The organism is Burkholderia anthinoferrum (genome assembly GCF_002925705.1).
In the GTDB taxonomy this organism is placed as follows: Bacteria; Pseudomonadota; Gammaproteobacteria; order Burkholderiales; family Burkholderiaceae; genus Burkholderia; species Burkholderia semiarida.
Genome location: NZ_LFZP01000051.1, coordinates 182,321 through 193,717, shown reverse-complemented (window position 1 = coordinate 193,717; position 11,397 = coordinate 182,321). Strand labels below are relative to the sequence as shown.

9 protein-coding genes are annotated in these 11,397 nt (G+C 68.1%); 3 read left to right on the top strand and 6 right to left on the bottom strand.

What is annotated here, in order from left to right; translation table 11 throughout:
• Nucleotides 1–49: 49 nt before the first annotated feature.
• The gene (locus tag C5F75_RS37670; RefSeq protein WP_226107341.1) at nt 50–238 is read left to right on the top strand and encodes a 4-oxalocrotonate tautomerase; all 189 of its coding nucleotides are present in this window, start codon (nt 50–52) and stop codon (nt 236–238) included.
• Nucleotides 239–435: 197 nt separating this feature from the next.
• Nucleotides 436–5,277, top strand: a complete 4,842-nt coding sequence (locus tag C5F75_RS21320) for an NAD-glutamate dehydrogenase (RefSeq protein WP_104012717.1) — start codon at nt 436–438, stop codon at nt 5,275–5,277.
• Between the two features lie 22 nt (nt 5,278–5,299).
• Here the strand turns inward: C5F75_RS21320 and C5F75_RS21315 are convergent, their stop codons facing one another.
• The 6 genes from C5F75_RS21315 to C5F75_RS21290 all read right to left on the bottom strand — a co-directional run bounded on the left by C5F75_RS21315 (nt 5,300) and on the right by C5F75_RS21290 (nt 10,249).
• Complete coding sequence (locus C5F75_RS21315) at nt 5,300–6,163, bottom strand: class I SAM-dependent methyltransferase (protein WP_104012716.1); 864 nt, start codon at nt 6,161–6,163, stop codon at nt 5,300–5,302.
• Nucleotides 6,164–6,170: 7 nt separating this feature from the next.
• Nucleotides 6,171–6,521: a VOC family protein gene (locus C5F75_RS21310; protein WP_059584906.1), complete on the bottom strand. Its 351-nt coding sequence runs from the start codon at nt 6,519–6,521 to the stop codon at nt 6,171–6,173.
• 1 nt (nt 6,522) lies between these two features.
• Complete coding sequence (locus C5F75_RS21305; protein ID WP_104012715.1) at nt 6,523–6,699, bottom strand: ribbon-helix-helix domain-containing protein; 177 nt, start codon at nt 6,697–6,699, stop codon at nt 6,523–6,525.
• A 100-nt stretch (nt 6,700–6,799) separates the two neighbouring features.
• Complete coding sequence (locus tag C5F75_RS21300; protein WP_104012714.1) at nt 6,800–7,630, bottom strand: arylamine N-acetyltransferase family protein; 831 nt, start codon at nt 7,628–7,630, stop codon at nt 6,800–6,802.
• A gap of 126 nt (nt 7,631–7,756) precedes the next feature.
• The gene (locus tag C5F75_RS21295; RefSeq protein WP_104012713.1) at nt 7,757–8,446 is read right to left on the bottom strand and encodes a hypothetical protein; all 690 of its coding nucleotides are present in this window, start codon (nt 8,444–8,446) and stop codon (nt 7,757–7,759) included.
• A 318-nt stretch (nt 8,447–8,764) separates the two neighbouring features.
• Nucleotides 8,765–10,249 carry an amidase gene (locus C5F75_RS21290; protein WP_104012712.1) on the bottom strand — a complete coding sequence of 495 codons (1,485 nt, stop codon included), beginning with the start codon at nt 10,247–10,249 and terminating at the stop codon, nt 8,765–8,767.
• 360 nt (nt 10,250–10,609) lie between these two features.
• Here C5F75_RS21290 and C5F75_RS21285 point away from each other — a divergent pair, with 360 nt between their 5' ends.
• Complete coding sequence (locus C5F75_RS21285) at nt 10,610–11,044, top strand: universal stress protein (protein ID WP_060968762.1); 435 nt, start codon at nt 10,610–10,612, stop codon at nt 11,042–11,044.
• Nucleotides 11,045–11,397 lie beyond the last annotated feature (353 nt).

Below are 11,397 nucleotides of genomic sequence, written 5' to 3'. Positions count from 1 at the left end.
TGCCGAATCGCTCGTCTTCAATCGTTCAATCCCAACCGGAGCATGTGTCATGCCGACTTTCAATATCCAGCTGTTCGAAGGCCGCACCGTCGAGCAAAAGCGCGCATTCGTCGAAGCAATCACGCGCGTCACGTGCGAGACGCTCGGCTGCGCGCCGGACTCGGTCGATATCATTCTCACCGACGTGAAGAAGGAGAACTGGGCGACGGCCGGAAAGCTGTGGAGCGATGAGGGTTGAGCGACACGGGCGGCGTCGCTTCGGCGTCGTCTGCCCGGTGCCGCACCCAAACCCTACCCCGCGGCGCCCGCGACAGGCGCCGCACGCGGGCGCCTTCGCCCGCCGCCGTTGTGCGCCCGCACATCGCTTCGTCACGCAATCGGCGCATAATGCGGGACAGACGCAGCAGCCGATGGCCACCCGACGAGGAGACCGCCATGGAAGCGAAGAACGAGGAAGTCGTCGCACACCTGCTCTCCGATGTCGTCGAATTCGCGCGCGCTCGCCTGCCCGACGCCACGTTCCGGATCGTCGAACCCTTCCTGCGTCATTACTACGACTTCGTCGATGCGGACGATCTGCAGAGCCGCGGCATCGCCGACCTGTACGGCGCCGCGATGGCGCACTGGCAGACCGCCCAGAAATTCGTGCCCGGCAGCGAACGCCTGCGCGTGTACAACCCGATCCTCGAACAGCACGGCTGGCATTCCGACCACACGGTAATCGAGATCGTTAACGACGACATGCCGTTCCTCGTCGACTCGGTGACGATGGCCATCAACCGTCTCGGGCTCGCGCTGCATTCGGCGCTGCATCCGGTGTTCCGCATCTGGCGCGGCGCCGGCGGCGGCATCGAGCGGGTCGACGCGGGCGGCGCGACGTCCGGCGACGGCCAGTCGCAACTCGCGTCGTTCATCCATTTCGAAGTCGACCGCTGCGGCGACGCCGCGTTGCTCGACACGCTGCGCGAGGACATCGCGCGCGTGCTCGGCGACGTACGCGCGTCGGTGGAAGACTGGCCGAAGATCGTCGACATCGCCCGCGCGACGATCAAGGAGATGAAGGCGCGCGAATCGGCCGCGGAGGACATCGAGGCGCGCGCGTTCCTCGAATGGATGGCCGCCGATCACTTCACGTTCCTCGGCCAGCGCGACTACGCGCTCGTGTCGGACGGCACGGGTTTCGGCCTGCGCGGCATCGAGGGCTCGGGCTTCGGCATCCTGCGCGAATCGTTGCGCACGTCGGGCGCGCCCGACGTGACGCCGCTGCCGCCGGCGGCCGCCGAGATCATCACTGGCCCCTGGCCGATCTTCCTGACCAAGGCGAATTCGCGCGCGACCGTGCACCGGCCCGGCTATCTCGACTACGTCGGCGTGAAGCTCGTCGGTGCCGACGGCAAGGTCACCGGCGAGCGCCGCTTCATCGGCCTCTACACGTCGACCGCCTATTTCGGTTCGTTCACCGAGATCCCGATCGTGCGCCGCAAGTGCGCGAACATCGTGCGGCGTGCGGGCTTCCTGCCGAAGGGGCATCTCGGCAAATCGCTCGTGACGGTGCTCGAAACCTATCCGCGCGACGAACTGTTCCAGGCCGACGAAGACCGGCTCTACGACATCGCGCTCGGCATCCTGCGCCTGCAGGAACACCAGCGCACGCGGCTGTTCGTGCGCCGCGACCGCTTCGACCGCTTCGTGTCGTGTCTCGTGTTCGTGCCGCGCGACAAGTACAACACCGATCTGCGCCGCCGCATCGCGAAGCTGCTGGTCGATGCGTACAACGGCGTGAACGTCGAGTTCACGCCGCTGCTGTCGGAATCGGCGCTCGCGCGCATTCATTTCGTCGTGCATGCGGAACCGGGCACGATGCCCGACGTCGACACGCGCGAGCTCGAAACGCGGCTCGTGCAGGTCACGCGCCGGTGGCAGGACGATCTCGCCGACGCGCTGCTCGACACATTCGGCGAAGAGCAAGGCAACCGCCTGCTGCAGCGCTATGCCGATTCGTTCCCCGCCGGCTATCACGACGACTACCCGGCGCGCACGGCCGTGCGCGACATCGAGCTGATCGAGCGCGTGAAGGACTCGGGCCAGCTCGCGATGAACCTGTACCGCCCGATCGAGGCCGAGCCGCGCGCGTTCCGCTTCAAGGTGTATCGCGCGGGCGACCCGATCGCGCTGTCGCGCAGCCTGCCGATGCTCGAACATCTCGGCGTGCGCGTCGACGAGGAGCGGCCGTACCGGATCCAGACGCAGGACGCCGCGCATGCATGGGTACACGATTTCGGCCTCGAGCTCGCCGACGATACCGAGTTCGACATCGAGCGCGTGAAAGGCCTGTTCGAGGACGCGTTCGACCGGATCTGGAGCGGCCGGATCGAGAACGACGACTTCAACCGTCTCGTGCTGCGCGCGCACCTGAGCGCACGCGAAGTGACGATCCTGCGCGCGTATGCGAAATACCTGCGTCAGGTCGGCTCGACCTTCAGCGACGCGTATATCGAACGCGCGCTGACCGGCAATCCGGCGATCGCGCGGCAACTCGTCGAGCTGTTCCTGCTGCGCTTCGACCCGCGCATCGGCGACACGCGCGACGTGCAGGCCGAACGGCTGCTGAAGGCGATCGAAGGCGCGCTCGACCAGGTGCCGAACCTCGACGAGGACCGCATCCTGCGCCAGTTCCTCGGCGTGATCAACGCCACCGAGCGCACGAACTATTTCCTCGCCGACGCGAACGGCGAATCGAAGCCGTACCTGTCGTTCAAGTTCAACCCGGCGAAGGTGCCCGGCCTGCCCGAACCGAAGCCGATGTTCGAGATCTGGGTGTATTCGCCGCGCGCCGAGGGCGTGCACCTGCGCGGCGGACGCGTCGCGCGCGGCGGCCTGCGCTGGTCGGACCGCCGCGAGGATTTCCGCACCGAGGTGCTCGGGCTGATGAAGGCGCAGATGGTGAAGAACGTCGTGATCGTGCCGGTCGGCTCGAAAGGCGGCTTCGTCGTGAAGAACCCGCCGCCGCAGACCGATCGCGAAGCCTGGATGCGCGAAGGCATCGCGTGCTACCAGACGTTCCTGCGCGGGCTGCTCGACCTCACCGACAACCTCGCCGGCAACGCGATCGTGCCGCCGCCCGACGTCGTGCGCCACGACCCCGACGATCCGTACCTGGTCGTCGCCGCCGACAAGGGCACGGCCACCTTCTCCGACTACGCGAACGCGATCTCGCACGAATACGGCTTCTGGCTCGACGATGCGTTCGCGTCCGGCGGCTCGGTCGGCTACGACCACAAGAAGATGGCGATCACCGCGCGCGGCGCGTGGGAATCGGTGAAGCGGCACTTCCGGGAGATGGGCATCGACACGCAGACGACCGACTTCACCGTGGTCGGCGTCGGCGACATGTCGGGCGACGTGTTCGGCAACGGGATGCTGCTGTCGCCGCATATCCGGCTCGTCGCCGCGTTCGATCACCGGCACATCTTCCTCGACCCGAACCCCGACCCGGCGACGAGCTTCGCGGAGCGCCAGCGCATGTTCGCGCTCGAACGCTCGAGCTGGGCCGACTACGACGCGGCCGCGATTTCGCCGGGCGGCGGCGTGTATCCGCGCACCGCGAAGACGATCCCGCTGTCGCCGGCGGTACAGGCCGCGCTCGGCATCGACGCGCACGCGCTGCCGCCGACCGAGCTGATCCGCGCGATCCTGCAGGCGCCGGTCGACCTGCTGTACAACGGCGGCATCGGCACCTACGTGAAGGCCGCGCGCGAAACCCACGCGCAGGTCGGCGACCGCGCGAACGACGCGGTGCGCGTGAACGGCGCGGACCTGCGCTGCAAGGTCGTCGGCGAAGGCGGCAATCTCGGCTGCACGCAGTTCGGCCGCATCGAGTTCGCGCAGCGCGGCGGCCGCATCAACACCGATGCGATCGACAACTCGGCCGGCGTCGATTGTTCGGATCACGAAGTCAACATCAAGATCCTGCTCGGGCTCGTCGTGTCCGACGGCGAGATGACCGAGAAGCAGCGCAACGCGCTGCTCGCCGAGATGACCGACGAAGTCGGGCTGCTCGTGCTGCGCGACAACTACTACCAGACGCAGGCGCTGTCGATCGCGGGCCGCCATGCGGTCGAGCTGCTCGACGCCGAGGCGCGCCTGATGCGCTGGCTCGAACGCGCGGGCCGCCTGAACCGCGTGATCGAATTCCTGCCGACCGACGACGAAGTCGCCGAGCGGCAGGCCGCGAAGCTCGGCCTCACGTCGCCGGAGCGCGCGGTGCTGCTCGCGTACAGCAAGATGTGGCTCTACGACGCGCTGCTCGAATCCGACGTGCCCGAGGATCCGCTGGTAGCGGCGATGCTCGTCGACTACTTCCCGAAGCCGCTGCAGCAGCGCTTCAGCGAGCCGATGCGCCGCCATCCGCTGCGCCGCGAGATTCTCGCGACGCACCTGACCAACGCGCTCGTGAACCGCGTCGGCTGCGCATTCGTGCACCGGCTGATGGAGGAAACCGACGCGAAGCCCGGCGACATCGTGCGCGCATGCATCATGGCGCGCGACGTGTTCGACCTCGATGCGGTGTGGCGCGACATCGACGCGCTCGACAACCGCGTCGCCGACGACGTGCAGGCGCGCATGTTCGTCGACGTCGCGCGGCTGCTGGAGCGCGCGGCGCTGTGGTTCCTGCGTCACCTGCAAGCGGGCGCGGTGGCCGACGGCGGCGTCGCCGAGCTGATCGCGCGTTGCCGCGACGCCGCACAGCGGCTCGCGCCGCAACTGCCGTCTCTGCTGCCGGCCGACGATCTCGATGCGCTGTCCGAGCGGCAGCGCGTGCTCGTGGATGCCGGCGTCGACAGCGCGCTCGCGGTACGCGTCGCGAGCGGCGACATCTCGGCCGCGCTGCTCGACATCGCCGAAGTGGCCGCGACCGGCAACCGCAGCCTCGAACTCGTCGCGGGCGTCTATTTCTCGCTCGGCACGCTGCTCAATTACGGGTGGATCGGCGAACGCGCGGCGACCCTGCCGACGCCGACGCACTGGGACATGCTCGCGCGCGCCGCCGCACTCGCGGAAGTCGCGCGGCTCAAGCGCACGCTCGCGACGAGCGCGCTCGCGGAATCGCCGGACTCGACCACGCCGGACACGATCGTCGCTGCGTGGCGCGCGCGCCGCGAGGCCGCGCTCGCGCGTTACGAGCACCTGCTCGCGGATCTGCGTGCGTCGGGCGGCGCGAGCCTCGCGGTGCTGCTCGTGGTCGTGCGGGAAATGGCCGTGCTCGAACGCGCGTGACGGGAACGACGGGCGCGACGGGTCAGACCGTCGCGACGAGCAATTCTTCCGCGCGGTTCGGCGGCCGCAGGCCATCCGTGCGGTCGGCGAAATAACGGCGCGTCAGCTCGGCGGCCGACACGTGTTCCGCCTTCGCGAAGCCGGCCTCCAGGGCGAGCGCCTGGATCTGGTCCGGCATGAAGAAGCTGATGAACGGCGTGCCGCTCGCGTGCGCGCCCTTCGCGGCCATTTCCATCCCCGGGCGCACGTCCGGATCCGCATTGTCCAGCGGCAACAGGAACGTCATCGCGAACGTCGAACCGGGCGCGAGCGATGCGACTTCGCGCAGCGCGGCCGCATTCGCTTCGCGCGTCAGGTACATGCTGACGCCGGTGGACACCACGACCGCCGGTTTGCCCGCATCGAAGCCCGCGCCGACGAGCGCGTCGCGCCACGACTGCTTCGCTTCGAAATCGACCGGCACGAAGCGCAGCCAGTCCGGCACGCCGAAGCCGAGTTCGACGAGGCGCCGCTGCTTCCAGCGCTGCGGCGCCGGCTGGTCGACTTCGAATACCGTCACGCACGACGCCATGTCCGGCCGGCGCTGCACGAAACTGTCGAGCCCCGCGCCGAGGATCACGTACTGGCTCACGCCGCGCGCGACCTGCTCGGCCACGAGGTCCTCGATGAAGCGCGCTCGCGCGACGATCGACGCACGAAACGGCCGCGTGAACTGCGGATCCATGTCGCCGCGCTGCTGCCAGCCGGGTGCCGGCGCGAGCAATTGCAACCCGATCTCGTCGGCGAGCACATGCGGCGGCGCGTCGAGTTCGACGTGCAGCGCGCGCCACAGCGCGACACGCGCGGCCGTGCTGTCGGGTGCGTCGTCTTCGCGGATATCCGTCATGTCGACCTCATGCGCCCTGCTTGCCCGGCGCCTGCAGGCGCCACACGCGACCGTCCGGATCGCGCACGGTCATGTCGCGCGTGCCCCAGTGCGTGTCCTCGAACGGCGTGACGACATCGACGATCGGCTGCGGCTGCACCGCCTGCTCGTCGGCCACCTTGATGACGACCTGCATGTCGGGCTTTTCGCTCGGCGGCACTTCGGCGATGAACAGGAACGGGCCGTCGCCGCTGCGCAACTGGCCCGACTGGTGATCGGTTTCGAATTCCAGCCTGAAGCCCAGCGCCTGAAAGAACTTCGCCGACTTGCCCCAGTTGTGCGTGGTCAGGTACACGGCTTCGATCCGTTCGGACGACATGTCACCCCTCCTTGTTGGACGGCTCCGCGCCGGGCGGCGGCGCGGCCAGATACGCGCGCAACGCGTCGGCCACCAGCGCGGACAGCGATTGCTCCGTCTCGATCGCGCGATGCTTGACCTGCCGGATCAGGCCGAGCGGCAGGTACACGTTGAATTGCTTCACTTCTTCGTCGGTCATGAAGGCTAGTATGCTAGCAATCTAGCAAAAGTCAACGGAGGACGATGGCGGGATGATCGCGGCCCATGTGCGAGCCGCCGTCGGATGTCGTGCGTCCGCGTTACCGCGCAGCGCGCGCCGCAAGCCGCACGAACAGCGCGTCGAGGTCGAATCCCGCCGTATCGATGCCGATCGTGTCGCGCAGGCACGCGGCCCAGTCGGCTGCATTGTCGAGCGCGATCGTGCGCCCGGCCCCCGCCGCGTCGCGCAGCGTCAGCACGGTATTGAGCAGCGCCGCGCGGCCGTCCGGCAGCACGCGGCACGCGATCAGGTCGTTCACGAAGATCGAATCGGGATACGTCGACGTGAACCAGTTCGCGGCTTCGTAATCGATCCATTCGGCCGGCTTCAGCGAGAAGCGGTAAGTCGTCTGCCAGCCGTCGGGAATTTCGAACTGCATGTCGAATTCGCCGTCGACCGGTGCGTCGACCACACGAAACGCGCCGTGCGGCGTCAGTTGCCGCTCGCCCGGCGCGAAGCGCAGCGGCGCGGTCAGCGTCGCGCTGCCGAAGCCGATGTCCGCGAGCCACGCCGCGCCGTCGACGTCGATGCGCAGCAGCATGTGCGTCTGCGCGGTCACGATTTCGGGCGGCCGCATCCAGCGCACGCGCGCGATCAGCGGCGTCACGCGAAAGCCGATCGTCGTGAGCGCGGTGTAGAACAGCTTGTTGAGTTCGAAGCAGTAACCGCCGCGGCGGCGTTCGATCAACTTGTCGACGATCGCGGGCAGGTCGAGCGCGACGCGCGCGCCGGTCAGCGGATTGAGGTTTTCGAACGGAATCGCCTGCGGATGCAGCAGGTGCAGCCGGCGCAGCACGTCGAGCGTCGGCTCGGCCGGGCCGTCGTAGCCGATGCGGGAGAAATAGCGCGAGAGGTCGAACGAGTCAGTCATGAACCGGCACCGATAAAAGGAACACGCCACGATAGCATCGCGCGAAATCCCCATGTTGGGCGGGACGATCGTTCGTGGTCGGCGCGCGCGATGCCGGCGACGCATCGCGCACGCATCCGCGCGACGTTACGGCAGCAGCTTCAGTGCGGACGACGCAACCGACGGCACCGAAATGCCCTGGCTCGTCGCGAACTGCACGGCCTGGCTGAGCGTCGCCGCGAGCGATTGCAACTGGCTCGGCGCACTTTGCGCGATATACGACGCGGCCTGCATGTTCTGCGGATTCAGGCCCGATTGCAGCAGCGACGCCGCGCTCGTCGAGCCGAGATTGCCGAGCCCCGACTGCAGTTGCGAATACTGCGTGAGCCCCTGCCCGAGCGAGGCGAGGCCGTTGCTGAACGCCTGCTTGTCGATCGGGCCGTGCGTGGCGCCGCCGCTCGCGAACGCCTGGCCGAGCGCCTGCGACACCGATTGCTGCGCGCCGCCCATCTGCGACAGCGTGGCCGGCGACAGCGCATCGCCGCCGGACAACTGGCTCGCGGCCTGCTGCGCCTGCCCGGCCGCGCCCGTCAGCCCCATCGCCGATGCGAGCGACGACTGGCCACTCAGCACCTGCTGGTTCGCGCCGACATAGGCCTGCAGCAACTGCGCGACACCGCCCTGCGCCGGCGCTGCCGCCTGCTGCTGCCCGCCGCCGAGCAGCGACGCGCCGATCGACTGCAGGTCGAGCTGCGCGTGTGCGGCGCCGCTCACCAGGATGCCGAATGCGATGCCTGCCGAGGCCAGATGCCGGCCCGTCGCGCGAATGTGCTTCATGTGTTTCCCTCGTGCCCGAATGATCGAGGCAATATTGTCGAAGCGCGTCGCGCGCCGCCGCAACGACTGAAACACATCGAAACGAAATCACGCCGCGCCGCCGCTTGCAATTCGGCGACCGACGGGCCCCGTCGCGCGGATTCGCGTACGTTTGCCGCGCGATGCCGTGCACGCGTTGCGATTCTTTCTCCGGTTGCATCAATGAATGCCGGCTCCCGCCTGCGCCGGCGAGCTTCAAGCGAATGATGCAAAACGAAACGGGCAGCTCGCCGCCGCCCGTTTCGTCACCCGCCTACCGGCCACCCGCCGGCCGCGGTATCACGCCGCCATCCATGCCGGCACGCGCCGCGCCACCCAGTCGGCCGCCTGCTCGTATCCGTGCGCAAGCTGCAGCACGGCGAGATCGGCGCGCGGACGCCCGATCAGCTGCATCCCCATCGGCAATCCCGCGTCGTTGAAGCCGACCGGCACGTTGATCACCGGGCAGCCGGCGAGCGTCCACGGCACGACCGTTTCCATCCAGCGGTGGTACGTGTCCATCGCGCGCCCCGCGATCTCCTGCGGCCAGCGCTGTTCGACGTCGAACGGGAATACCTGCGCGGTCGGCGCCGCGATGAAGTCGTAACGATCGAAGAAGCTCAGCACCGCCTGATGCCACGCGGTGCGTTCGACGCTCGCGTCGAACACGGCCGCGCCCTGCATCGCGAGCAGCCCTTCGACCTCGTAGATCGCCTCGGGCTTCAGCAGCGCGCGGCGCACCGGGTCGCGATAGTGCGCGAGCAACCCGCCGCCCGACAGCAAGTGTCGATGCGTGAGCCACAGGCGCCAGATCCGGTCGGGCGCGAACGCCGGCAGCGCGGCATCGACGTCGCCGCCGATCTCGCGCAGCGTCGCCAGCCCGCGCTCGCACTGCGCGAGCACGCCGGCCTCCGTCGCGAGATAGCCGTTCCAGTCGCCCACCCACGCGATGCGCTTGCCGCGCAGGTCCGCGTCGAGCGGTTGCGCGAACACGGCCGGATCCTCCGCGAGCGACAGCGGATCGTTGCGGTCGTAGCCGGCCTGGATCGCGAGCAGTTGCGCGACGTCGCCGACGGTGCGGCCCATCGGCCCTTCGATGCCGAGCTGCTGCATGAACACGTCGACGCCCGGCCAGCGCGGCACGCGGCCTTGCGACGGACGGAAGCCGACGATGTTGCAGAACGCGGCCGGATTGCGCAGCGAGCCGCCGAAATCGCTGCCGTCCGCCACCGGCAGCATCCGTGACGCGAGCGCCGCCGCCGTGCCGCCGCTGCTGCCGCCCGCGCTCTTCGTCAGGTCGTACGGGTTGCGCGTCGCACCATAGACCTCGTTGAACGTGTGCGAGCCGAGCCCGAACTCGGGCGTGTTGGTCTTGCCGATGAAGATCGCGCCGGCCGCGCGCATCCGCGCGACGCCGACGGAATCGGCCTGCGGCACGTTCTCGCGGAAGATCGGCGAGCCGTAGGTCGTCCGCAGCCCCTTCGTCATCGCCAGATCCTTCGGCGCCTGCGGTATCCCGTGCAGCCAGCCGCGGTACTCGCCGCGCGCCAGCGCCGCATCCTTTTCCGCGGCTTCGGCCAGCAGCGCATCAGGCTCGCGCAGCGCGACGATCGCGTTGACCGCGCCGTTCACACGCTCGATGTGATCGAGATACGCACGCATCGTCTCGACGCACGAAACCGCCTTGCTGCGGATCGCCGCCGCGAGCTCACCGGCCGACAGGCGCACGATCGGATCGACGGAAATGGAAGCGGGGGCGAGAAACTGCGGGGCGCCGTGCGGCATGCGGGGTCTCCTGGAATCGGAATGGAAGGCTCGACGGCGCTCGCTCCCATGCCCGCCGGGAGGCGGTCGCGCCGCGGCCGATGCTCTACTCTACGTGACGCCGGATGCTCGACCTCCGATATTTTCCGTCGCGATTCATTGAGGATTCGACTAAATCCCGGCGCCTCATGCCGAACGGCTCCGGCCGCCACGCCCGATGAAATCGTTTATGCGCATAAACTTAAATTTCTTATATTTCCAATAGGCGCGTCATGTGCCGGCGCCCGTTAACGACATTTTTACGCGGCCGCGCGATCTCTTTAGACGGCCCGGCCCGGCCGCGCGCTACGCTGGAAGCATCCCGTTTCCTGGATATCGCTCATGCTCAAGCTGCTGGTTCCGGTCGGCCATTCGCCGCGCTCGCTTCAGGCGGTTCGCCACGCGACATTCCTGTATCGCGAGCGCTGCGCATCGGAGGTCGTGCTCATCAACGTGCAGGCGCCGCTCGAATCCACGCGGCTCGAGGCCTATCACCCGCTGTCGCGGTTGCGCGCGATCGAAGAAAAATTCGCGGCCGGCGATCTGGCGATGGCAGAGCGGATTCTGAAGGAGGCCGGCGTCAAATACACCGTCGAGGTGAAGGTCGGCCCGGTGGCCGACACGATCGCGGCCGTGGCGGCCGAGACCGGTTGCGACGAGATCGTGGTGGTCGCGCCGCGGCACGATCCGCTGCACGCGCTGATGTCGGTGTTTCGGCGCAGCGTGATGGGCCGGCTGATGCGGATTTCGAATGTGCCGGTGACGGCGGTGCAATGACGGCAACGGCGCGTCACGCGTGCGCCCCGGGCGCACGCCGTCGCGCAGCGTTTATTTGATGGCCTTGCGCCAGAACACGAAATAGGCGGCCGCCGAAGAAGCCAGCAGCAGGATGGCCCACATCGGGGCAAGACTGATCAGGACGGAAGAGACGTTCAACATTTGGATTCCTCACTATTTCGACAGCGATATTCAACATTTGCCTGCTTGCCGGACCTGATGGGTCGACCCCGCATCGCGTTCCGTCAAATCATGCATTCATGCTATCGCTTTGAACGGCCGCGCGACCGCCGTCGCCCGCCCGCACCCTGACATTCGTCAAACTCGCGCGCATTGCCCGCCTCTCCAGCAAC

What these genes read in the sequence shown, in the direction of transcription:
- C5F75_RS37670 (WP_226107341.1), top strand. Translation starts at nt 50, where the DNA reads ATGCCGACTTTCAATATCCAGCTGTTCGAAGGCCGCACCGTCGAGCAA.
- C5F75_RS21320 (WP_104012717.1), top strand. Translation starts at nt 436, where the DNA reads ATGGAAGCGAAGAACGAGGAAGTCGTCGCACACCTGCTCTCCGATGTC.
- C5F75_RS21315 (WP_104012716.1), bottom strand. Translation starts at nt 6,163, where the DNA reads ATGACGGATATCCGCGAAGACGACGCACCCGACAGCACGGCCGCGCGT.
- C5F75_RS21310 (WP_059584906.1), bottom strand. Translation starts at nt 6,521, where the DNA reads ATGTCGTCCGAACGGATCGAAGCCGTGTACCTGACCACGCACAACTGG.
- C5F75_RS21305 (WP_104012715.1), bottom strand. Translation starts at nt 6,699, where the DNA reads ATGACCGACGAAGAAGTGAAGCAATTCAACGTGTACCTGCCGCTCGGC.
- C5F75_RS21300 (WP_104012714.1), bottom strand. Translation starts at nt 7,630, where the DNA reads ATGACTGACTCGTTCGACCTCTCGCGCTATTTCTCCCGCATCGGCTAC.
- C5F75_RS21295 (WP_104012713.1), bottom strand. Translation starts at nt 8,446, where the DNA reads ATGAAGCACATTCGCGCGACGGGCCGGCATCTGGCCTCGGCAGGCATC.
- C5F75_RS21290 (WP_104012712.1), bottom strand. Translation starts at nt 10,249, where the DNA reads ATGCCGCACGGCGCCCCGCAGTTTCTCGCCCCCGCTTCCATTTCCGTC.
- C5F75_RS21285 (WP_060968762.1), top strand. Translation starts at nt 10,610, where the DNA reads ATGCTCAAGCTGCTGGTTCCGGTCGGCCATTCGCCGCGCTCGCTTCAG.